Annotated in this window: 23 protein-coding genes, 1 tRNA gene and 1 pseudogene; 13 read left to right on the forward strand and 12 right to left on the reverse strand. The window is 54.5% G+C overall.

Features of this window, described 5'->3' with window-relative positions; all coding sequences use genetic code 11:
- Positions 1–104: 104 nt before the first annotated feature.
- The 4 genes from ACR0NF_RS19350 (at position 105) to ACR0NF_RS19365 (ending at position 2,735) form a co-directional block, all read left to right on the forward strand.
- Positions 105–1,172: an NAD(P)/FAD-dependent oxidoreductase gene (locus ACR0NF_RS19350; RefSeq protein WP_480778798.1), complete on the forward strand. Its 1,068-nt coding sequence runs from the start codon at positions 105–107 to the stop codon at positions 1,170–1,172.
- Positions 1,169–1,822 (forward strand): DUF938 domain-containing protein, encoded by a 654-nt coding sequence (locus ACR0NF_RS19355; RefSeq protein ID WP_480778799.1) that lies wholly within the window; start codon positions 1,169–1,171, stop codon positions 1,820–1,822. Before ACR0NF_RS19350 ends, ACR0NF_RS19355 begins: the two co-directional genes overlap by 4 nt.
- 71 nt (positions 1,823–1,893) lie before the next feature.
- Complete coding sequence (locus ACR0NF_RS19360) at positions 1,894–2,232, forward strand: carboxymuconolactone decarboxylase family protein (protein WP_480656893.1); 339 nt, start codon at positions 1,894–1,896, stop codon at positions 2,230–2,232.
- A 71-nt stretch (positions 2,233–2,303) separates the two neighbouring features.
- Positions 2,304–2,735: an EF-hand domain-containing protein gene (locus ACR0NF_RS19365; RefSeq protein WP_480778800.1), complete on the forward strand. Its 432-nt coding sequence runs from the start codon at positions 2,304–2,306 to the stop codon at positions 2,733–2,735.
- A gap of 36 nt (positions 2,736–2,771) precedes the next feature.
- On the opposite strand, the gene ACR0NF_RS19370 is transcribed toward ACR0NF_RS19365, so the two are convergent.
- The 4 genes from ACR0NF_RS19370 to ACR0NF_RS19385 all read right to left on the reverse strand — a co-directional run bounded on the left by ACR0NF_RS19370 (position 2,772) and on the right by ACR0NF_RS19385 (position 9,243).
- Positions 2,772–5,279 (reverse strand): GcvT family protein, encoded by a 2,508-nt coding sequence (locus ACR0NF_RS19370; RefSeq protein WP_480468824.1) that lies wholly within the window; start codon positions 5,277–5,279, stop codon positions 2,772–2,774.
- Between the two features lie 139 nt (positions 5,280–5,418).
- On the reverse strand, positions 5,419–6,747 hold the full coding sequence (locus ACR0NF_RS19375; RefSeq protein ID WP_480778801.1) for a hypothetical protein: 1,329 nt from the start codon (positions 6,745–6,747) through the stop codon (positions 5,419–5,421).
- An 86-nt stretch (positions 6,748–6,833) separates the two neighbouring features.
- Positions 6,834–8,231 carry an FAD-binding oxidoreductase gene (locus ACR0NF_RS19380; protein ID WP_480778802.1) on the reverse strand — a complete coding sequence of 466 codons (1,398 nt, stop codon included), beginning with the start codon at positions 8,229–8,231 and terminating at the stop codon, positions 6,834–6,836.
- 25 nt (positions 8,232–8,256) lie between these two features.
- The gene (locus ACR0NF_RS19385) at positions 8,257–9,243 is read right to left on the reverse strand and encodes a 2-hydroxyacid dehydrogenase (RefSeq protein WP_480778827.1); all 987 of its coding nucleotides are present in this window, start codon (positions 9,241–9,243) and stop codon (positions 8,257–8,259) included.
- Positions 9,244–9,400: 157 nt separating this feature from the next.
- Here ACR0NF_RS19385 and ACR0NF_RS19390 point away from each other — a divergent pair, with 157 nt between their 5' ends.
- Entirely contained in the window at positions 9,401–9,904 is a 504-nt protein-coding gene (locus ACR0NF_RS19390) for an SH3 domain-containing protein (RefSeq protein WP_480778803.1), read from the forward strand.
- On the opposite strand, the gene ACR0NF_RS19395 is transcribed toward ACR0NF_RS19390, so the two are convergent.
- Complete coding sequence (locus ACR0NF_RS19395; protein WP_480468821.1) at positions 9,905–10,414, reverse strand: ferritin; 510 nt, start codon at positions 10,412–10,414, stop codon at positions 9,905–9,907.
- A gap of 352 nt (positions 10,415–10,766) precedes the next feature.
- Between ACR0NF_RS19395 and ACR0NF_RS19400 the strand changes: the two genes are divergently transcribed.
- Together ACR0NF_RS19400 and ACR0NF_RS19405 are read left to right on the forward strand one after the other, a co-directional pair.
- Positions 10,767–10,841 (forward strand) — tRNA-Gln (locus ACR0NF_RS19400).
- A gap of 163 nt (positions 10,842–11,004) precedes the next feature.
- Positions 11,005–11,778, forward strand: a complete 774-nt coding sequence (locus tag ACR0NF_RS19405; protein WP_480468820.1) for a DUF4145 domain-containing protein — start codon at positions 11,005–11,007, stop codon at positions 11,776–11,778.
- A gap of 631 nt (positions 11,779–12,409) precedes the next feature.
- On the opposite strand, the gene ACR0NF_RS19410 is transcribed toward ACR0NF_RS19405, so the two are convergent.
- Positions 12,410–12,862, reverse strand: coding sequence for a MarR family winged helix-turn-helix transcriptional regulator (locus tag ACR0NF_RS19410; RefSeq protein ID WP_480778804.1), 453 nt, complete (start codon positions 12,860–12,862; stop codon positions 12,410–12,412).
- A gap of 139 nt (positions 12,863–13,001) precedes the next feature.
- Between ACR0NF_RS19410 and ACR0NF_RS19415 the strand changes: the two genes are divergently transcribed.
- The 3 genes from ACR0NF_RS19415 to ACR0NF_RS19425 all read left to right on the forward strand — a co-directional run bounded on the left by ACR0NF_RS19415 (position 13,002) and on the right by ACR0NF_RS19425 (position 14,520).
- Entirely contained in the window at positions 13,002–13,370 is a 369-nt protein-coding gene (locus tag ACR0NF_RS19415; RefSeq protein WP_480468818.1) for an antibiotic biosynthesis monooxygenase family protein, read from the forward strand.
- Between the two features lie 37 nt (positions 13,371–13,407).
- The gene (locus ACR0NF_RS19420; protein ID WP_480468817.1) at positions 13,408–13,851 is read left to right on the forward strand and encodes a hypothetical protein; all 444 of its coding nucleotides are present in this window, start codon (positions 13,408–13,410) and stop codon (positions 13,849–13,851) included.
- Positions 13,852–14,262: 411 nt separating this feature from the next.
- Entirely contained in the window at positions 14,263–14,520 is a 258-nt protein-coding gene (locus tag ACR0NF_RS19425) for a hypothetical protein (protein ID WP_480468816.1), read from the forward strand.
- A 146-nt stretch (positions 14,521–14,666) separates the two neighbouring features.
- Here ACR0NF_RS19425 and ACR0NF_RS19430 read toward each other — a convergent pair whose 3' ends face one another.
- The 3 genes from ACR0NF_RS19430 to ACR0NF_RS19440 all read right to left on the reverse strand — a co-directional run bounded on the left by ACR0NF_RS19430 (position 14,667) and on the right by ACR0NF_RS19440 (position 16,046).
- The gene (locus ACR0NF_RS19430) at positions 14,667–14,930 is read right to left on the reverse strand and encodes a hypothetical protein (RefSeq protein ID WP_480468815.1); all 264 of its coding nucleotides are present in this window, start codon (positions 14,928–14,930) and stop codon (positions 14,667–14,669) included.
- A gap of 569 nt (positions 14,931–15,499) precedes the next feature.
- Positions 15,500–15,718: a GDCCVxC domain-containing (seleno)protein gene (locus tag ACR0NF_RS19435; protein ID WP_237217120.1), complete on the reverse strand. Its 219-nt coding sequence runs from the start codon at positions 15,716–15,718 to the stop codon at positions 15,500–15,502.
- A 4-nt stretch (positions 15,719–15,722) separates the two neighbouring features.
- On the reverse strand, positions 15,723–16,046 hold the full coding sequence (locus tag ACR0NF_RS19440; protein ID WP_170499188.1) for a hypothetical protein: 324 nt from the start codon (positions 16,044–16,046) through the stop codon (positions 15,723–15,725).
- 98 nt (positions 16,047–16,144) lie between these two features.
- On the opposite strand from ACR0NF_RS19440, the gene ACR0NF_RS19445 reads away from it, so the two are divergent.
- The 3 genes and pseudogenes from ACR0NF_RS19445 (at position 16,145) to ACR0NF_RS19455 (ending at position 18,334) form a co-directional block, all read left to right on the forward strand.
- Entirely contained in the window at positions 16,145–16,534 is a 390-nt protein-coding gene (locus ACR0NF_RS19445; RefSeq protein ID WP_480778805.1) for a MerR family transcriptional regulator, read from the forward strand.
- Positions 16,535–17,037: 503 nt separating this feature from the next.
- Positions 17,038–17,244, forward strand: coding sequence for a cold-shock protein (locus ACR0NF_RS19450; protein WP_480778806.1), 207 nt, complete (start codon positions 17,038–17,040; stop codon positions 17,242–17,244).
- Between the two features lie 118 nt (positions 17,245–17,362).
- Positions 17,363–18,334: pseudogene (locus tag ACR0NF_RS19455) on the forward strand (fatty acid desaturase).
- Here the strand turns inward: ACR0NF_RS19455 and ACR0NF_RS19460 are convergent.
- The 3 genes from ACR0NF_RS19460 to ACR0NF_RS19470 all read right to left on the reverse strand — a co-directional run bounded on the left by ACR0NF_RS19460 (position 18,326) and on the right by ACR0NF_RS19470 (position 19,475).
- The gene (locus ACR0NF_RS19460) at positions 18,326–18,574 is read right to left on the reverse strand and encodes a ParB N-terminal domain-containing protein (RefSeq protein WP_170447556.1); all 249 of its coding nucleotides are present in this window, start codon (positions 18,572–18,574) and stop codon (positions 18,326–18,328) included. The pseudogene ACR0NF_RS19455 and the gene ACR0NF_RS19460 sit on opposite strands and share 9 nt — an antisense overlap.
- A gap of 74 nt (positions 18,575–18,648) precedes the next feature.
- Entirely contained in the window at positions 18,649–19,338 is a 690-nt protein-coding gene (locus ACR0NF_RS19465) for a hypothetical protein (protein ID WP_480778807.1), read from the reverse strand.
- The gene (locus ACR0NF_RS19470; protein WP_170613979.1) at positions 19,338–19,475 is read right to left on the reverse strand and encodes a hypothetical protein; all 138 of its coding nucleotides are present in this window, start codon (positions 19,473–19,475) and stop codon (positions 19,338–19,340) included. The genes ACR0NF_RS19465 and ACR0NF_RS19470 overlap by 1 nt, the downstream gene beginning before the upstream one ends.
- Positions 19,476–20,325: the final 850 nt, after the last annotated feature.

Raw genomic sequence — 20,325 nt, forward strand, 5'->3', positions numbered from 1 at the left:
TACCTTGAACTTGCGTCTTTTCGGGCGACGACGCCCATGCAATGGTCCGCTCAGACTCAAATACAACCCGTTCGGTTCGGGATATCCGGATCAGAAAGGCGCGAATGATCGATTTTCTAGTGATCGGAGGCGGTATTGCCGGTCTCAGCACCGCTGCACGCTTATCCGCACATGGTGAAGTAATCGTTCTCGAAGCTGAGGACGCGTTGGGCTACCATACGTCAGGCCGATCTGCCGCCCTGTTCGAACAGGAGTATGGGCCGGATTCGGTTGTGGCGCTGTCCAAAGCCAGCGCCGCCTATTTTGAGGACAACGATTATCTCACCCCGCGCGGATTGATGCTGGTAGCGGCAAAGCATCAACAGGATCAATTTGAGAAAGACGTGGCAGACCTTGGCGTTCAGCCGATAGATTTGGAGGATGCACTGCAGCGCATTCCGATCCTGAATCTTTCGACGGTGGGGTTTACCGCGCTCAGTAACAGCGCTCGGGATGTCGACACCGATCGTGTCTTGCAGGATTTCGCGCGCAGAATCCGAGCGGGCGGAGGCAAAGTCCTCACCCGTCAGAGGGTGACGCGCATTCGCAAGTCCGGACACTGGACCGTCGAGGCGCAAGATACGTTCGAGGCACGTCAGATCGTAAACGCTGCTGGCGCCTGGGTGGATGAGGTCGCGCTGATGGCCGGAATTGAGCCAATCGGGATCAGTCCGTGCCGCAGATCAATGGCACGTATTCCTGCGCCCGGTGGTCACGATGTTCGCAACTGGCCCATGATGCTGGGTGTCGGGGAAAGCTGGTATGCCAAACCGGATGCAGGAAAGCTGCTGGTCTCACCTGCCGAGGCGGACCCGACCACGCCCCACGATGCCTATGCAGACGATATGGTATTGGCCGAAGGTCTGGCCCGCTATGAAGCAATGGTGACCGAGCCCGTCACACGTCTGGAAAGCAACTGGGCCGGTTTGCGCAGCTTTGCCCCGGACGGCACGCTGGTTTTGGGGCCGGACCCTGCGGATCGGTCATTCATCTGGTCTGCCGCTCAGGGCGGCTATGGCTTTCAGACAGCGCCGGGGGCTTCACAACTGGTTAGCGATCTGGTGTCAGGTTCTGCACCGACGATTGATCCCGATGCAGTTGCGGCGCTGAAACCCGAAAGGCTCCGCCGATGAGCAAGCGTAAGTTGCCCTCAAATGCCAGCGTCGCCAACGAAGGGGATGGTGGCAGATTGGTCGCCCCTGCAGCCAGTCGGAATTCAGACGTCCTGTGCGATTTGCTAGATCGCGTTGCCCCCCAATCGGGTGATGCGCTGGAGCTTGCAAGCGGAACAGGTCAGCATGTTCTTGCCTTTGCCCAGCGCCTGCCCGGCCTGAACTGGCAACCCAGTGAAATCTCAGCAGAACGCCGGGCCAGTATAAGCGCCTATTCTGCGGGATTGGCCAATGTTGCGCCTCCGGTTCATCTGGACGCGACTGTCCTTGGTTGGAGCCAGAGTTTCGACCAGAAAGACCTTATCGTTCTGATCAATCTTCTGCATCTGATCAGCTGGGCCGAGGTGACGGCTTTGGTATCCGAAGCGGCTTTGACCTTGCGACCCAAAGGGCGTCTGGTTCTCTATGGGCCATTTATGCGCGCAGGCGCGCTGACAAGTGACGGCGACAAACGATTCCATGACGCTCTGATCCAGCAAGACCCGGATATCGGCTATAAGGACGATACCCAAATGCAGGAACTTTTGCGCGCCAACGGGCTTGTGTTGCTGGAAATCGCCGAGATGCCAGCGAACAATCTTGCCTTCGTCGCAAAAAAACCGGCGAACTGATCAAGATCAAAGTCGAGTTTGCTGCTCCGCTTCATATGCTATTTTTGATATGTATAAAGAGGAGCTTTGCTATGACCTGGCAAAACGCGCTGGATGAAACCCGCAAGGGCTTGCGTAACTTGAACAGCACCATCCCTGATACCGCGCGTGCTTTTGGCGCATTGGGGAAATCGGTCAAGGAAGGCGGTACGCTGGATTATAAAACCAAGGAATTCATCGCCTTGGGTATGTCCATAGCCGTACGCTGTGAACCCTGCATTTCCCTGCACACCGAAGCTTTGATCAAAGCTGGTGCCTCACGCGAAGAAGTGTCGGATGTTTTGGCTATGGCCATCCAGATGGGGGGCGGACCGTCGATGATGTATGCCGCCAAGGCCTTGGACTGTTTCGACGAGCTGTCCGGCAGCTAACTGCGTCACCTTGTCCCTGACGGATCGAGATCTGCTGCACGTTTCACACAGACAACGATGGAGAAAATGAAATGAAACCAATCTTTGCCGCTCTCATCGCGACTTTTTCAGCAAGTGCCGCATTCGCCGCCAGCCATGCGGATGAGGGGCTGGAACATTTCTTCGAAAGTTGGGACCTGAACAGTGACGGGGTTATCAGCCTGCCAGAGGCGACCGAGCAGCGCGAAGGCATTTTCTACATGTTCGATGCTGACGAGAATGGTGTTCTCGACACTGCAGAATATGACCTTTTCGACACAACCCGCGCCGCCGCGACTGAAACCGGAGCGGAGCGCAGCAAAGCGATGCAGGCAGTCGATACGCTGAAACGTGAATTCAACGACTCAAACCAGGACGGGCAGATCAGCCATGACGAGTTCATCACCGGAACTGACATCTGGCTGAAAGCGCTGGATCGCAACAAGGATGGGCAGGTCAGCTTGGCCGATTTCCAGCAATCCTAACAAAAAAGGCCCCGGTCAAAACCGGGGCCTTTTGATTTATCCGTCCTTGCGGATGACCTCATTCTTCGGATCGTAAGGGCTGTCGCAGGTGACAACTGCATCCCACAGCTTGTCCTGCATCTTGACCTGCAGCTTGGTGCCTTCGACCGCCAGTTCGGGCTTCACATAGCCCATACCGATGGATTTCTCGAACGCGACCGAGTAACCGCCCGATGTCAAACGGCCAACGCGCTCACCTTCCGGCGTATAGAGCACTTCGCGGCCCCATGGATCAGCATCGTCCGGTCCGTCGATCAGCAGAGTGCAGCACTTCACGCGCACGCCGGTTTCTTCCAGCTTGGCCTTGCCGTGGAAATCCTTGGACAGATCGACAAAGCGCGGCAGATCAGCCTCAAGCGGGGTCGCGTCGCGGCCCAGTTCGGTACCGAAGGCGCGATAGGATTTCTCCTGACGCAGCCAGTTCTGGGCGCGCGCACCGACCAGCTTCATACCGTGCTTCTCACCGGCTTTTTCCAGCAGGTCGAACAGGTAGTTCTGCATCTCGATCGGGTGGTGAAGTTCCCAGCCCAACTCACCGGTATAGGCCACGCGGATCGCGTTCACAGGGCACATGCCCAGTTCGATCTGACGCGCCGATAGCCACGGGAAGCGCTTGTTGGACAGCGCGGTATCCGGGTCAGCGTCTTTGATGACCTCTTTCAAAACGTCGCGCGACTTGGGTCCGGCGATGGCGAAGACGCCCCACTGCGTGGTCACGTCCTGGATTTCGATGTAACCGAACTCCTCCATCTTCTCTTCGGCCGCCTTGCGCAGATAGTCGGCGTCATATTCGGTCCAGGCACCGGCGGAGACGATGTAGTAGTTGTTCTCGCCATAGCGGACGATGGTGTATTCGGTGCGGGTGGTGCCGTGCGAGGTCAGCGCGTAGGTCAGGTTGATACGACCGACCTTGGGCAGCTTGTTGCACGTAAACCAATCCAGGAACTGGGTCGCACCGGGGCCTTTGACGACATGCTTGGTGAAGGCCGACGCGTCGATCAGGCCAACGCCTTCTCGGATCGCCTTGGCTTCTTCGACGGCATACTGCCACCAGCCACCACGACGGAACGAGCGGCTTTCCTTGTCAAAATTGTCCGACGCGTCCAGCGGGCCGAAATAGTTCGGACGTTCCCAGCCGTTCACCCAGCCGAACTGAGCTCCGCGCGCCTTCTGCCTGTCATAGGCCGGAACGGTGCGCAGCGGACGGCAGGCCTCACGCTCTTCGTCGGGGTGGTGCAGGATGTAGACGTGCTCATAGCACTCTTCGTTCTTGCGCGCCGCGAATTCGGTGGTCATCCAGTTGCTGCTGTAGCGTTTGGGGTCTAGCGAGGCCATGTCGATCTCGGCTTCGCCGTCGACCATCATCTGCGCCAGATAGTAGCCGGTGCCGCCAGCAGCGGTGATGCCGAACGAGAAACCCTCGGCCAGCCACATGTTGCGCAGGCCCGGCGCCGGACCAACCAACGGGTTGCCGTCAGGAGTGTAGCAGATTGGGCCGTTGAAATCGTCCTTCAGGCCGGATTCAGCGCAGGAGGGAACGCGTTCGGCCATCGCCATGTACTGATCCGCGATCCGGTCCAGATCCAGCGGGAACAGGTCGGCGCGGAAGCTGTCCGGCACGCCATGTTCGAACTGCGCAGGAGCGCCATGTTCGTAGATACCCAGAATCCAGCCACCGCGTTCCTCACGCGCGTAGGATTCGTTGTCGGCGTCGCGCACAACGGGGTGTTCGGGGTTGCCCGCTTCGCGCCATTTGACCAGCTCGGGGTCTTTGTCCATGACGATGAAGGTGTGTTCAACCGGGATCGCAGGCATCTTGATACCCAGCATCTTGGCGGTCCGCTGTGCGTGGTTACCTGATGCAGTCACGACATGCTCGGCAGTGATCACAACCTGCTCATCTGAAGGAACGAGATTGCCACCCTTCTCGACCATCTTGGTGCAGGTAACTTCCCAATGGGTGCCGTTCCAGTGGAACGCATCGGCCTGCATCTTGCGAACAATGTCGACACCGCGCTGACGCGCACCTTTGGCCATCGCCTGGGTGACGTCGGCGGGGTTAATGTAGCCGTCCTCGGTGTGATAGATCGCGCCCTTCAGATCGCTGGTTTCGATCAGCGGCCAGCGTTCCTTGATCTGATCGGGCGTCAGCCATTCATAAGCAACGTCACATGTCTCGGCGGTGGACGCATAGAGCATGTATTCATCCATACGCTCTTGCGTCTGTGCCATGCGCAAGTTGCCCACGACAGCAAAGCCGGCGTTCAGGCCGGTTTCTTCCTCAAGCGTCTTGTAAAAGTCGACCGAGTATTTGTGGATGTGGGTTGTCGCATAGGACATGTTGAACAGCGGCAGCAGACCGGCCGCGTGCCATGTTGATCCGGACGTCAGTTCGTCCCGTTCGATCAACATCACATCGTCCCAGCCCGCTTTGGCCAGGTGATAGGCGATCGAGGTCCCGACGGCGCCGCCGCCAACGACCAGTGCTTTGACTTGGGTTTTCATAGCCGGGTGTCTCCCCTTGAATTCAGTTGACACCATATGGCGCATTTGCGCGCCCCGGCGCGACATTCATCCGACCAGTGATATAAGAAAAACGACCCACGCGATGAGCCGGGTCGTTTTTGTGTCTTATGAAGGGTCGCTATCCGCCGCCGAGAGTGCAGTGCTTGAATGCGCCCTTGGTCAGGCAATCGCTGCTTGTACCTGATCCGCCTTTGTTTACACGGACCACAGTTTCCTTGTCAGAATCGGATTTGCCAAAAGCCGACATCAAACCGCTCAGAAACCCGCCACCGGTGGCCTCGGGTTCAGCCTCCTCCGAAGCGGAATCTCCACTGAATTTGGCAAACAGCTTTCCAAAGACATTCCCGCCGCCTGTCTCAGCCTTCTGAATTTCGCCATCCAGGATATCCGCCAGCCCCTTGCGGTATCCAACCTGAACCAGGTCTTCTGACGATTCGATTCTATTTGCCGTGAGGTCGAAAGCATCGTTAGGCAAGCCATATTGGCTGGCCAGTGTGTTGGCCATCAACGAAAGCTCATCAATGTTTTCAAGCCGCAACCGCGCCAGTTCATTGCGCAGTTTGACGAATTCCTTGCGCAATGCAGCCATCTCGGCCGCCACATCGCCCTCGCGTTCCGGATCGGATTTCGACCCGTTGCCGACACCGGGCACCGGTTGACTGAGCAAAGCGTTCAATTCGTCATAATCCAACTGCTCCAGAAACCCGCGCAGCTTCGGCGCGGGCGCATCTGAATAGATTTGCAGACGGATTTCTTCCCCCAGACCAATGGTCGCCTTATAGATATCAAACCCGGGGTCAGCTTCCAAATCCGTGATCCCGGCGGTGACCATCGACCAGAATGACCGATCATCTACGGTGATCACACTGTATCTGTTTTGCGCAAACTGAAAATATGCCACGCCGCCTATGATGCCGAACGGCGTGTAATCCCGCGCACCCGTGCCCAACCCTTCCATGGACATGGCGATGTTACCAGCCAAGGTGTTGGACTTTGCGTTTGCTCTGAACCGCATCTGAAGCCAAACGGTATGAACGCCGTCTTCGTAAACTGCACTGGTACGATCAAGCTTGATGGCCAGTTGTTCGACTTCTTGAACCGCGAGTTTCTTGGCCAGCGGTCGGGCGGCCTCGCTTATGTTATCCTGCAGAACCCCCTCGCGAGCATCACGAGCATAGTCAGCATCGGCGATAGCGCGACGGACCCAACCGTCAGCCGATGCGGGGAGATGGCCTCTGGGTCCTTCTTTCCAACGTTTCTGCCGCTCACGCTCAATTTCTTCAGCAGCGAGTTCGGCCTGATACAAGTTGAACCGTTGATTGATGGTGTCCACATACCCGCCAAACGACAATCTGCCTTCGGTTTTCTTGTCCTGTTGGAAATAGTCCAGACCTGCAACAACTATGACGGCGATCAACAGGAATCCGATGAACCGCAATACACCCATGAATAACCTCGGAATCAAATACTGCTCTTGCCCGAACCACTCACATAAAATTGAGGCGTTGTTATGACCAACCCTCGCAAGTGGGGTCAGAGAATCTTGCCGGGATTCATGATGTTATCGGGATCCAGTGCTGATTTGATCGCTGACATGTAGCCCGTCGCTGCGCCAAGTTCCTTGACCAGATAGGGGCGTTTGCCCTGCCCGATCCCGTGTTCTCCGGTGCAGGTGCCGTCCATCGAGATCGCCAGATCGTTCAGCCAACCGACGAAAGCTTCGGCAGCAGACACTTCTTTCGGGCTGTCCATGTCAAGCAGCACCAAAGTGTGAAAGTTCCCGTCACCGACATGACCAACGATCGGAGCCTGCAAGCCAAGTTCCTCCGCCTTGTCCTGAGCCGCCGTCACACATTCGGCCAGTCGCGAAATCGGAACGCAGACATCGGTTGAAATGCCGCTCGCGCCCGGGCGAAGTTGCAGGCAGGCCCAGTACATATCGTGCCGCGCCTGCCAAAGCTTGTTGCGTTCTTCGGTCGTCGAGGTCGAGGCGAAATCCGTGCCACCGAAATCCTCAGCGATCTGACCGAAGCTGTCGGCCTGTTCCGCGGCACCACTGTCTGATCCGTGGAACTCAAGCAACAGCATTGGGGTTTCAGGCAGGTCTAGCCCGGAATAGCCATTGGCCGCACGTACAGACATCTGGTCCAGTAGTTCAATACGAGCCACAGGTATGCCGTACTGGATGGTCATCATCACCGCCTGACAAGCCGCATCCACGGTCGGGAAAGAACAACGGGCCGAGCTGATTGCCTCGGGAATGCCCTGCAGGCGCAGAGTGATCTCGGTGATGATCCCCAGTGTCCCTTCAGCCCCAATCAACAGGCGCGTCAGGTCATATCCCGCCGAAGACTTACGTGCCCTGTGGCCTGTGCGAATGACCTGCCCGTCGGGCATTACCGCCTCAAGACTCAGCACGTTATCCTTCATCGTCCCATAACGCACCGCGTTTGTACCCGAGGCTCGGGTGGCCGCCATCCCGCCCAGCGAAGCATTGGCGCCCGGATCGATAGGAAAGAACAGTCCCTGATCACGCAGATATGTGTTCAGGTCGGCACGGGTCACGCCGGGTTGTACGGTGCAATCCAGATCGCCCGCATTGACCGACAGAATTCTGTTCATCTGGCTCAGATCAACCGACACTCCACCTGCAGGCGCATTCACATGCCCTTCAAGAGAGGTGCCCGTGCCAAACGGGATCACCGGCACCTTATGCGCGGCACAGGTTCGGACAATCTCGGCCACTTCTTCGGTGGATTGCGGAAACACTACTGCATCGGGGCTCTGGTTCTCGATCCATGTGGTTGTGTGGCCGTGCTGTTCTCGGATCGCCGCACCGGTTTGCAATCGATCCCCGAAGCGTTGCTTCAATATCCCCAACGCCGTCTCAATCCCGACCTCGTTGCGTGGCAGAGTGGGTGCCTGCACCATCATGTTCCCCTTTTACGCCTGACGCTTACAGCATTGCGGGCAGGACCTGATCTGGCGGACGGTGACCATCCTCGAAGGTCTTGATGTTGATGATCACCTTCTCGCCCATCTCGATCCGCCCTTCCAGGGTTGCCGAGCCCATATGCGGCAGCAACACCACGTTGGGCAGTTGCCGCAGTCGCGGGTTCACATCGGTGCCGTGCTCATACACGTCCAATCCGGCGCCAGCGATCTCACCTGCACGGATCATGCGGGTCAGGGCGTTTTCGTCGATCACCTCGCCACGCGAGGTGTTCACGATCACCGCCGAAGGTTTCATCAGCTTCAGCCGCCGCGCGTTCATCAGGTGGAAAGTCGAAGGAGTCGATGGGCAGTTGATCGAGATGACGTCCATCCGGGCAACCATCTGATCCAGACTGTCCCAATAGGTTGCTTCAAGCTCCTGCTCGATCTCAGGGCGCAGGCGGCGGCGGTTATGGTAATGCACCTGCATCCCGAATGCGCTAGCTCGCCGGGCAACGGCCTGCCCGATCCGACCCATGCCGAGAATCCCCAGGCGGCGGCCACCGACTCGGCCGCCAAGCAAAGCTGTTGGTGCCCAGCCCTCCCAATCGCCTTTTTGCATCACGCTCAGCCCCTCCGGGATGCGTCGCGTTACAGAAAGGATCAGCGTCATCGTCATGTCCGCTGTATCATCAGTCAGCACTCCGGGCGTATTCGAGACCAGAATGCCGCGCTGCCGGGCGGTTGCCACATCGATATTGTCGACACCGGCTCCATAATTCGCAATCAGGCGCAAATTTTCGCCCGCTTGGCCCAGAATGCCTCCGTCGATTGTGTCGGTGATGGTCGGTACCAGCACATCGGCCTCTTTCACCGCCGCAACCAGCTGATCGCGTGTCATCGGCGAGTCATCGTCGCGCAACCGCACATCGAACAGTTCACTCAACCGGGTTTCCACTGCTTCGGGCAATCGTCGCGTAACGACAACACTCAGACGTTCTCTTGGCACCTCAGCCCTCCTACCGCTTTGCAAATCGCCGCGCGCCATGGCATCGTGGCGCAGGATGACACGGGGCACAAGAACCCCTTGGGCACAGACCCGAGCTTTTTTCGAAACACGGTCAACAGGCAATAAGAGCAGGCAGGCAGTGAGTGCGAGGTTTTCAGTGAAACGCCGTGTGATAACGGTGATTGCCGCATTTGTTTTTGCGTTTGTCGCCGGCGCTGTGTCCGCGCAGGACAAACGCGGCCCGGTCACGAATCTGCCGCTGCCACGCTATGTCTCGATGAAAGCTGCCGAGGGTAATGTCCGCCGTGGCCCATCCCTGACCCACCGAATCGACTGGGTATTCAAACGCCGCGACATGCCGCTGCAGATCACCGCAGAATATGGAAACTGGCGGAAGGTACAGGACCGCGACGGTGCTGGAGGCTGGGTTCATTATGCCCTTCTGTCCGGAGTGCGGACAGTCCTGGTTGAAGCGGACTTGCTGCCTGTCTACGCAACACCGGACCCTAATTCACAGGTCAACGCCCATTTCGAAACAGGCGTAGTGGCGCGGCTGGGAACCTGCACCCCCGACTGGTGCCGTATCTCTGCCGGGGGGTTTCGTGGGTGGACGCTCAAAAGCAACCTTTGGGGCGTTGATGCTGCCGAAATCCGCGAATAGCTATTCCGCAGCCTCACCCCCGCCACGCTGAGCCAGCTCCTGATCCAGAAGCAGCAGATTCCAGCGATCCGTACCTGCCGCCTTCACCTTATCGAGAATGGAGGTAAACAAGTCCTCTTCCTCGATCTGTTCGGCCAAAAACCAGTTCAGCATGTTTTGCGTGCTATATTCCTTTTCAGCCTGAGCCAATTCGAACAAAGCGTTGATCTGTCCCGTTACAGTCTGTTCCTGCGATAAGGCCTGCTCCAGCACGTCGACCGGCGACGCATAATCCGAGTGCGGTTTCGCAATCCCTTCCAACTCAATTCGCGCGCCTCGCTTGGCGACAAAATCGAAGATCCGCATCGCGTGTGTTTCCTCTTCGGCCGAATGGCCCCGGAACCAACTGGCAAATCCTGGCAAATCCTGAGCCTCGAAATAAGCCGACATTGCAAGATAGCTGTAGGAAGCGTTCAACTCATTATTGATCTGCTTGTTCAGCGCCTCGGCGACTTTTGGGTTCAGATTCATCGCGTGCTCCTTCCAACTCAGTGGCGTGTGGTTGGAAGATAGTATCAGGGATTGATATCCTCAATGGCGAGGCTTCTTATTTTATAATAATAAACAATACCTTACAATTTTCCTTCTGTAGCTGAGTTTCACCTGCAACTGCATCGGCCGTCTTATCTCGGGCATTGATCTTCCCCTCAAACTCTTCGCGCGCGGGCATAACAGGTAAGCAATGAAGACGCCGATATGGTGTTGAATTATCGGATCACATCCACCGCAAGTGTCATTCAAAATTATTTCCAGATTGATGACACTTTTGTCCTAAAAAGCTCTTGAACCCCGCAACCAACAGTCGTAGATAGCCGCTCACCGTTGGGGTGTAGCCAAGTGGTAAGGCAGCGGTTTTTGGTACCGTGTATCGTAGGTTCGAATCCTACCACCCCAGCCATGATTTTCCCGTAACATATTGATTTTGAACAAGGTTTTATAATCTCGTTCCGTAAATGTTGCGGGATGAGGAGAAATCCCGCAACATTTTTGAAGTTGCCTGCATCTGGCGCTTTCACTAAGGCTTTGAAATAATTGGGGAGTCCCTTTTTGTTTGAGGCAAGATGAAATACGTTCCACCGTCGACTGAAGAAACCGCATTCAACTGCCCACATTGTGGCGCGCTGGCCAAACAGTTTTGGCGGTCAGCCTACGCGCATCCAATGGACAAAGACGCGACACCTCAAATCTGGACGCGCGAACGAGTCGACAACTTCGACTTTGATCAGTTTAAGGACGAAGTACGCGAGGATATGCGAAGATTGGTCGAGCGTTGCGCAACCGGTGCTCCTTTTTTTGAAAAGGATGAAAAGTACGTAAATTCTCACATTGGGAACCTCTGGTTGAGCCGCTGCTATAACTGCGATCAGCTTTCGGTTTGGATTTACAATCGTTTAGTTTATCCTGTTGTTGGGAGTGCCCCAGTAGCGAATTCTGATCTACCAGCCGAAATTAGGCGTGACTACGACGAGGCAAGTGCGATTCTTGATGTGTCACCTCGAGGTGCTGCGGCGCTAATCCGTCTGGCAATACAAAAGCTATGTGTGGAGCTTGGGCAGTCGGGCAAGAACATAAATGAAGACATTAAGTCCCTTGTTCAGAATGGTTTGGACACTCGTGTTCAAAAGGCGCTGGATGCTGTGCGCGTCATAGGAAACAATGCCGTCCACCCGGGCCAAATTGACCTTCGAGACGACCGAGCGACCGCCGAAACCCTGTTCCGGTTGTTAAACCTTGTCGCAGAGAAGATGATCTCAGAACCGAAGCATGTCGACGAAGTCTATGCAACTTTGCCCCAGTCCCAATTGGACGCGATTCAAAGACGCGATAAGAAATGACAGGTTTCTGCGTTGCAGAAATTCCCGCAACAAATCCCGCAACATTTTCTCGCCAAACCAGTTGCAACTTATTGAAATTAAATGTTTTTTGAGAAAATCAGAATCCTACCACCCCAGCCATGATTTTCCTCTGTGTCGTCCGGTATGAATCGGAACTTGTCCGGCTTGAAACGCAACTTTTGTCGAGTAAGAGCGCAACTTTTACCAAAACTGGCGGTTTTGCAATTGGCTCTCAGCCCAGTTGGCTGGTTGCCTAGTTTTAAAGAACTGCCACGGTACATGAGGTCTGGAGGTCCTGGAAACAGCACCCAGGGCGGGAACAGGCCGAGAAAATTCTGGGCGAAGAGCAGTGCCGGGAGTTGGAGATGATTTTCCCGAATGCGTTTCCTTCATCTGGAAATTCCGCCATGACTGATGCCAGAACCTTTGCTGTTGGAAAAAAAGCCAGAAAGCTATTGCAGAGACATAGGCAAAACAAAAAACCCATCTATGCCTAGTCGTTTTAGGGGTCGAGCGCGCCTGAGTGCTAAATCCTTTTTCTAGCAAAATTTGGCTGAGCTGCCGTTTGTTCCAAGCGCGGCGGATTCAAACATAGAGCCCAGAACGTCCGATGCTGCACTCTGTACGAATGTCAGCTTTGGGTCGAACTCTGATCTTGTCGCGTTGAGGTTTCTTCAAGGCGTGTTTTGAGACGGCCCACAACTTCTTGCGTTGTCGCAATATCATCTGGCGACAGACCTTTCGAGAGTTCATTCACCCATGGGATTTGCTTCGCAATCGCGGCTTCGTAAAACTCCTGCCCCTTTCGAGTCATGACAACCAAGTGCGCCCGCTTGTGGTGTGGGTTCGGCTGAAACTCCACCATGCCTTCTTTGCTCAATTCATTGATGATCCGTTGTACGCCCTGCCGGTGAACGCCCATCGTCCGTGCATGCCAGGCAACGGATTCCGGTCGATCAGAATAGGCGATGGCACCAAGAATCTGCCATCGGGCACTTGTTAGACCGAGTTCTGATACGAGGCGATCACCGGCAAGCTGCAATCGACCGTTCAGCCGAAACACATCCAGTATCAATGCTGTCACGGCTTCTCCTTCTTCGGTCCTTCGCGCATCCGGCATGTCGATTCCTCATTTTATTTGACAACGTGTTGTCATTATGCTTGAAGCTTCCTAAATATGACAACATGACACCAAAATGAAACTACTTTCAAGGAGTACCGAAATGGTCAGCTTCAAACCCCTCGACCCCGAGTTTCCTATTGAGCGGCAATTGGGCATCGACGCTGGACCCGTCGTTCTTGTCAATCTCTTCACAGTCGATCCCGGTGACCAAACCGCCTTGGTTGAAGCTTGGAAGAGCGATGCCCAATGGATGAAAAAGCAGCCGGGTTACATCAGCACTCAACTGCATAAGGCTATTGGTGACGGCAGCATGTACCTGAACTACGCGGTCTGGGACTCTGTTGCGGACTTCCGCGCCGCGTTTTCAAACCCCGAGTTTCAGCGGCAGCTCAGCCACTATCCCTCAAGCGCTGTGACCGCCCCCCATCTGTTCGAGAAGGTTGCGGTGCAAAATTGCTGCACGGCCTGACGAAATCTTTTCCAAAAGCCAATTTGAGTGGACCGCTATGAAAACAAAGATTCACGCCATCACGGGCGGCATCGGCTTTGTGATGATCCTCCTCTTCTGGACATCAACAGCCTCCAGCGAGCTCTTTGCGAGCCATGAAACAGTCGCAACCGTCAAGGCATTGATCTTGAAAGGCATGTTCATCCTCATCCCGGCAATGGCCATCGCTGGCGGGTCAGGCATGGCAATGGGCCGGAAACGCAAGGATGCACTTACGAAGGCCAAGAAAAGCCGCATGCCTGTCATTGCGCTGAACGGCTTGCTGATCCTCGTACCGGCTGCTTGGTTTCTGGCTGGCAAAGCCGCTGCTGGCGAGTTCGACAGCACCTTTTACACAGTTCAGGTGATTGAGTTGATCGCTGGCGCAGCCAACCTCGCGATGATGGGATTGAACATTCGCGATGGCTTGCGAATGACCGGCAAAATTCGGAGGCCTCGCTGAGAGCTCGATTCTAGTCCAAGCACTGGCGAAATTGTCGACATTCGAGCAAACGCAGCGAATTGGTGCATTGTTGGGCCAAGCGGATCTCAAGATACACCTAACACAGTGTCGGCCTACTGGTCGCTTAGAACAACCAAAGCTTGAAAGTGCCAAGCGCAACAAACCGCAATCATCCGTGACGGGTGTTATGTGAAGCAATCTCTGGTTGAGTGGTCCGTCCGTCCACAGCCTACCGGCCCAATCACCTAACACCACATTGAGCGGCTTTTTCCCGCCCCATTGATCTTGTTCGCCCAGTCCGATATTCAGACGGGCTGCGTTTTCGGCCGTCTATCCGAGCCCAGCCCGAACCAACGAGCCAACCGATGGAGGGTGCCATGTAGTTCAGAAACTGCATGAAAGGCCAATGACATGGCCCACTACAAACGCAAACGTCCCCGTACCGTGCTTGGGAACGGGTACTCACGCCTAGGTCTGAGCCGTCGTCTCGGAAAAGACCCGGATGAGGTCCGGTGGCTTGGCAATTGGCCACGCTATCACGACATCACCTGTCACACGCGTCCAACGAGACGCAAATCCAAGGCTCTTGCGTCCGGCATCCTGAAAGGCGCTGATCCTGACGACCTAGTCTGGCCCGATGGGCGCAAGCCCCACCACTATTATTGGTGAGTATGTGCGGCGGAAGCATTCCATAACTCCGCCGCGCACTTTGGCTCAGGTGGCCGTTGAGACGACCGAAGCAGTTTGGCCCGTTGCGGCCATCGTTAGATCACGAACCGAGTCCCGCGTCTTTTCTCACTATGAACCGCAGCAAGTTATTGCCCTCGGTCATGAGGTCGTGGCGATCTTCGTTCTTTTTCACTACGGATGCCCACGCCATTTGATCCTGTATGAACCCCATGTAGCTCCCGCACGCGTTCAAGCGTGATGAGTTTGGGTGCTGAAATTTCCGTACCCAGAACTTTCGCGCCGGTCTGCAGCGGATAGTTCTCCCGTACAAAATCCTGCACGCAAGCCCTGAGCTCCGCTGTTGCCGGGTCCTCTTCAGTTTCTTTCAGCCAGGTATAGAATTCGCCCATATCTGTTGTGAAATATGACCGCTTGGTGGAAGACCGACGCCTTGCACGTTCCAACTCGGATTTCAGGGTTTCCGGTCCATTCTTCAAAACCTCGAACCCAGTTTATGACTCAAAGGTCACAATTCAACTGATGTCCAACATCGGGGGCGCCTTCCGATGTCGAACGTTCACCTTGCTTCTGGTCCAACTATGACGGTTGGGTCAGGTTCGTGTGACGTTCAACACGGTGTCGGGCGACTCATAGTTTTGCCATTGGCACGCGGCCAAGTCATTGATTTTGAATCAACTGGATTTTCCTCGATGCACTAGTTTTGCCTTTTGCGACTCAAAGGTTTTCCATTGCGTTGGAGCAGAGTGATATCAGCCATTCGTCTCAGGTGCAGAGAAAGCCCAGAAAGAGCCCAACCTGTACCCTGGATTTTATTGCTGCATGCGCTTGTAGCAGTAACAACATTGCAACTGCCGAATATCTTGTGCGGCCAAGCAGCGGAAAGAACTGTCATTCATGCAAATAGCAGCGATGCTCGCGGCGGCAGTTCACAGTTTGCTCAACAAAGCCGTCCTTCACTTCATCCGCAACAGCTATCGCCTAGCTGAATTGGTGGACACGGGACCGTCGCATATGAACAGTAAACACAACAGTCGCCTTCCAACGGCTTCAAAACTGTTTTGCACGACTTGCATTCATAGAACCACTGGCAAGCATCCGTTGGCATTTGCTCGGTTTCGCTGTGGCCGCACTTCGGGCAAATCAGGGTGCTTTCTAGGACTACAGTTTGTTTTGTCATAGTCTCACATCTGCATGATCAGGTAATCGTTAATCCGTGCCTCGTTAAACACAACGACCCAAGCCACGCCGGTGATTAGAGTTGTTCCTGCAAGCCGCCATTTTAACGTCGGTAAGGAACCGCGCCGATAAGATACCAGCCATGATATCGCGACGAGTGCCGTTGAAATCGTCAGCACATAGTAACTCGCTGCCGCAACCTTCCCAAAGATTGCCAACCAACTGCCGCCCAGCCCCAGTAACATCATCATCATGGGCAAAACGCAGCAAGTCGCGACGCCAAGCGCTGATAGCGATCCCAAATAGCTGAGGCTAAGGTACTTCTGCATTCTGTTTCCCTGATGGACTACGTCGCGCGGAGTTGTAGAGACAACAACCTCTCGTATAACTTCTGTAGCCACTACAGGATCAAGACAGGAAATCTCACATGTTTGCGATTGGGGAGGCATCCCGGCAAAGCGGTGTCGGAATTGAAACTATCCGCTACTACGAACGCGAAGGGATCGTGCCGAAACCAGAAAGGGCATCGAATAATCGACGCATGTACTCTGCGCACGATGTGGGACGGCTTTGTTTTCTAAGGAAGTGCCGAGACTTGGGTTTTGCGCTTGCCGATGCAAAGGTGCTTCTCAACCTGTCCGAAGGTGATAGCGAGGATTGCCAATCCGTTAAGGAACTGGCCGAGCTTCATATCTCCAATGTGCGTATGAAGATAATCGAACTTAAGCGATTGGAGGCCGCTCTGAATGAACTTACGGCCAACTGTAACATCGGAAATGTTTCTTGCCCGATGCTTGCGCAGATACGGACCTACTAATGGCACTTTGAGGCTCGCAGTCGCCCTATGCCAACGCAGCATGACCCAAGATTCGGGCCGCACAAAATCTACCGTTCGTTAGAGAGGTCAACTCGTTGATTTAGCAATGTTTCCATCAATCAATGAACATTTGTGCATCGCCACGGTGTTCTTGTAGCGCGCGGTGAATTCGGACAGACAGCCCTACCTGCCGTGCCCGAGCAATCAATTTGCTGCATACGTATTCGGCAGGTTTTATCGGAAGCCGACCTCTGATTTCCGAACTACAGAGCAAAGGTTCTGCTTATCCTTGTTCTAACTTGGGCTAGGCGGATTCAGATATTCTGTGGTCCTCCATTGTATCAAGGCTTGTATCGTGTGTACTCGAAGGCCATATACACACGGCTTACGTTTTTCTTTTTCGACCTGCTGTCTCCCAAATTCGGCGTTCAGTCTTTCGATTCAGACCGACCACGCCGAGTCGCCGCAATAATGCGGGCGGCAAGTATTAGGAGACTTCGACCATGGCAAATGGCACAGTAAAATGGTTCAACTCGACCAAAGGTTTTGGCTTTATCGAACCCGAAGATGGCAAGCGCGACGTGTTCGTGCATATTTCAGCACTTGAACGTTCCGGCATTAGCGAATTGAAGGACGGCCAGAAGGTTACCTTCGACGTTGAAGCTGGCCGTGACGGACGCGACAACGCCGCCAACCTGGCACTCGCATAGCCTGCTGGGGGCACCCTTCTGGGGTGCCCGTTTGCTCAGAGGGCTCCTACCTAAGAGCCGTTGGAGAACAAGTCAGTTGCAACAGCAGGAATTGACCCGGGCGCTCGCGCAATACCATGTGCCCGATACGAAGCGTAGCGTTTTTGAACTGGCAATCACTGTCATCCCCTTTTTCGCGCTATGGGGCGCTGCGTGGTTTGCGCTATCCCTTAGTATCTGGGTCACTGTTCTACTGGCCATCCTGAACGCCGCATTTCTGGTGCGTATCTTCATCATCATGCATGATTGTGGTCACGGATCTTTCTTTAGAAGCCGCACCGTTTGCAATTGGACTCGCCGGGTTCTGGGTGTTCTCGCCCTGACACCCTATGACGTCTGGCGGCAAAGCCATGCGATTCACCATGCCTCAACCGGTAACCTTGATCGGCGTGGTACGGGTGACATTCCTACATTGACCATTGAGGAATACCTGAAACGGAATTGGTTGGGGCGTGCCGCTTACAGGTTAATCCGGAACCCCTTCTTCCTGTTCTGTATAGTACCGGTCTACACGTTCTTTTTTTAAAATCGCTTGCCCTTTGGTTTCATGCGGTCAGGCTGGCTGAATTGGGCAAGTGCAATGGGAACAAACGCCGCGATTGCGGTGGTCCTGGCTCTGATTTTTTGGACCGGAGGCCTGGATGTACTGGTTTTTGTATTCCTTCCAACCATGATCGTCGCCGCATCGATTGGTATTTGGCTATTCTATATTCAACACCAGTTTGAACACACGACTTGGGAGCGGGAAGAAGTGTGGAATCTTCAGAACGCCGCATTCTATGGAAGTTCTCACTACGCCCTGCCAGGCATCCTGCGGTGGTTCTCTGCCAATATCGGTGTGCACCATGTTCACCACCTTGCCAGCCGCATACCGTTTTATCGGCTAAACGAGGTTTTGCGTGACCATTCCGAGTTGGAAAATTGCCAGCGTATTACTCTATATGAGAGCCTTCATTGCGCACGATTGCATCTTTGGGATGAAGAAAGTCAGCGCCTGCTGACGTTTTCTCAGGCTTTGTCGAACGCCAATCCCAACAAGAGTTTAGTGTAATCTGGCGCGCACCAAAAAGGCGTCGACAGTATCACCGCCGAGGGCGCGAATGGCCTCTAGTCGGTGAAGGCCTTCAATCAGCACGAACCTCTTGTTGTCCGCGCGTATCTGAATCGGGGTCTTCTGGCCGTTCTTCAGGATATCTTCGGCCAGCGTCAGGACTTTTTGCTGATCAAGTGTTTTTGCACGCTTCACAGGTACATAGATCAGGTCGAGCGGGTATGGTTTCTTCTCCAGCATAAGCTACGTGTGCAACCTTTCGTGCATTTGTTCCGGTTCAGAGTTCTCTACAAAAGCGGGGGCTGGAACGTACGTCATAGAACCGAACGAACAGCGTCGCGCAGTTCCTGATGCATAATCCAAGTTGCTGGCTCATCGTCACTTTCGATGTGAGAAAATGCCAGGACCTGAGTGGCGCCATCATTCTGTACCGATCCGGCTTCGGGTAGGTCCAGTTCCAGATATTCTGCGATCAATAGTCCGATTTTCTTGAAAACCTTGATGGAGGCCTCGCGTGATTTGTAACCGGCTGCCTGAGACAAGTGACCAATGGTCAGACCTTCCCTACCTGCGATAGTAAGTGCTTTGAGCATTGTGACCTGCGCAGGGGTGAGCCTGATCTGGCGCAATGCCTCTGCATATTCTCTTGCACTGGGAACGAGCGTGCCGGAGTTTCCTTCCAAACGTCGTTGACCGCTACGTTTCCTGTCTCGTTCTTCGAGAATTCCTTTTAAGGCTTCAATGGCCAACTCTGGTGTTTCACCAACTGCATCGGCAATCATTGCCTGCGTTTTAGCTGGTGGCTTGGGGAATGCGCGCGCAACGCTGTTACCGCTCAGAATGCCGGCCTTAATCAAGTACTTGCCAAACTGTTCCTCAATCACACCGGCTACGTCAGCGTTCCGCGACTTACGAACACTGCGTTCCTGAAATGCTCTTTGTTCTAGGTCGCGAATTGCCGATTTTGGGTGTCGGAGGCTAACCTGAGGGGTGCTTTTACGCATCAGAGAAACACCACCACAATTATGGCCGCAACAATCACCGCCGATGCGACAAACATCTTTATGCTGTAGGACCAGCGTTGCGCCTTTTCGGCTTTGAGTATTTTACCCAGGTTTTCGTCAATCGAGTTATGGTTCACGGATTCGTCCTTCCGGATATGTAAGGAGGTATTGGTTCCCACCAACCTATTGTCGCGGCACATTTTCGGTGCACTTATCGTTCTGTCGTGTAAACGGCCGATTGCATTCCCAACCGTCACCTCTCCGATTCAAGTGAGCATTTGAAGGGACAAGGATCGCAATGCATCTGTCCCGGTTTGCGCGATAACCTCGTTTGCATTTCCATCCAGAAAAGGTTTCAGGCGCAAGATATGCATGCTGTGGAATTGCCACAGGTTCACAGCTACTCTCCGCTGCCCTGTAACCTCTGAGGCACACCCAACCATCCGCGCTGTTTTTGTCAGTCAGGCGGCCGTTGCTCGGGACATTAATCGCAACACAATCCTGATCCTCCTTACGAAATCCCCAGTTGCAGTGTATTTCTTGTACGCCAAACCTAGTTTCGACGTACCCATTTTGAGGTGAAATCACCTCTTCACACTCGTCCCCGATACGCTGGAACAACCGGTTGCATTCCCACCGATCTCCGGTTGAGGCAAGATAGGCATTTTCCGGAACTCTTATTTCCTCACAGAGTTCTCCAACGTTTTGAAAACCATGATTGCATTCCCAGCCGCTGCCATAGGAGCTACCCGTCAAATATGCGTTTTTTGGTACGTCTGTTCTTTGACACGATCCGTTCTTGTTTTCGAAGCCTTCGTCACAGACCGATCCATCAGCATTGCCTGTGACTTGGGCAGGAAGCTGCGTTCCGGAGAGCAACACCAAGAGTGTCGGGATCAAACAAAGAATGCAGCGCGTAAACACGATGAATGACTGATTGAAAAAGAGCCTGAGACCTGATCTATCGGGCATCAAACACGCAATTCA

The organism is Ruegeria sp. CF4 (genome assembly GCF_056537345.1).

Coding starts and splice junctions, on each gene's coding strand:
- ACR0NF_RS19350 (WP_480778798.1), top strand. CDS start 105: ATGATCGATTTTCTAGTGATCGGAGGCGGTATTGCCGGTCTCAGCACC.
- ACR0NF_RS19355 (WP_480778799.1), top strand. CDS start 1,169: ATGAGCAAGCGTAAGTTGCCCTCAAATGCCAGCGTCGCCAACGAAGGG.
- ACR0NF_RS19360 (WP_480656893.1), top strand. CDS start 1,894: ATGACCTGGCAAAACGCGCTGGATGAAACCCGCAAGGGCTTGCGTAAC.
- ACR0NF_RS19365 (WP_480778800.1), top strand. CDS start 2,304: ATGAAACCAATCTTTGCCGCTCTCATCGCGACTTTTTCAGCAAGTGCC.
- ACR0NF_RS19370 (WP_480468824.1), bottom strand. CDS start 5,279: ATGAAAACCCAAGTCAAAGCACTGGTCGTTGGCGGCGGCGCCGTCGGG.
- ACR0NF_RS19375 (WP_480778801.1), bottom strand. CDS start 6,747: ATGGGTGTATTGCGGTTCATCGGATTCCTGTTGATCGCCGTCATAGTT.
- ACR0NF_RS19380 (WP_480778802.1), bottom strand. CDS start 8,231: ATGGTGCAGGCACCCACTCTGCCACGCAACGAGGTCGGGATTGAGACG.
- ACR0NF_RS19395 (WP_480468821.1), bottom strand. CDS start 10,414: ATGAATCTGAACCCAAAAGTCGCCGAGGCGCTGAACAAGCAGATCAAT.
- ACR0NF_RS19405 (WP_480468820.1), top strand. CDS start 11,005: ATGAAATACGTTCCACCGTCGACTGAAGAAACCGCATTCAACTGCCCA.
- ACR0NF_RS19415 (WP_480468818.1), top strand. CDS start 13,002: ATGGTCAGCTTCAAACCCCTCGACCCCGAGTTTCCTATTGAGCGGCAA.
- ACR0NF_RS19420 (WP_480468817.1), top strand. CDS start 13,408: ATGAAAACAAAGATTCACGCCATCACGGGCGGCATCGGCTTTGTGATG.
- ACR0NF_RS19425 (WP_480468816.1), top strand. CDS start 14,263: ATGGCCCACTACAAACGCAAACGTCCCCGTACCGTGCTTGGGAACGGG.
- ACR0NF_RS19430 (WP_480468815.1), bottom strand. CDS start 14,930: ATGGGCGAATTCTATACCTGGCTGAAAGAAACTGAAGAGGACCCGGCA.
- ACR0NF_RS19435 (WP_237217120.1), bottom strand. CDS start 15,718: ATGACAAAACAAACTGTAGTCCTAGAAAGCACCCTGATTTGCCCGAAG.
- ACR0NF_RS19440 (WP_170499188.1), bottom strand. CDS start 16,046: ATGCAGAAGTACCTTAGCCTCAGCTATTTGGGATCGCTATCAGCGCTT.
- ACR0NF_RS19445 (WP_480778805.1), top strand. CDS start 16,145: ATGTTTGCGATTGGGGAGGCATCCCGGCAAAGCGGTGTCGGAATTGAA.
- ACR0NF_RS19450 (WP_480778806.1), top strand. CDS start 17,038: ATGGCAAATGGCACAGTAAAATGGTTCAACTCGACCAAAGGTTTTGGC.
- ACR0NF_RS19460 (WP_170447556.1), bottom strand. CDS start 18,574: ATGCTGGAGAAGAAACCATACCCGCTCGACCTGATCTATGTACCTGTG.
- ACR0NF_RS19465 (WP_480778807.1), bottom strand. CDS start 19,338: ATGCGTAAAAGCACCCCTCAGGTTAGCCTCCGACACCCAAAATCGGCA.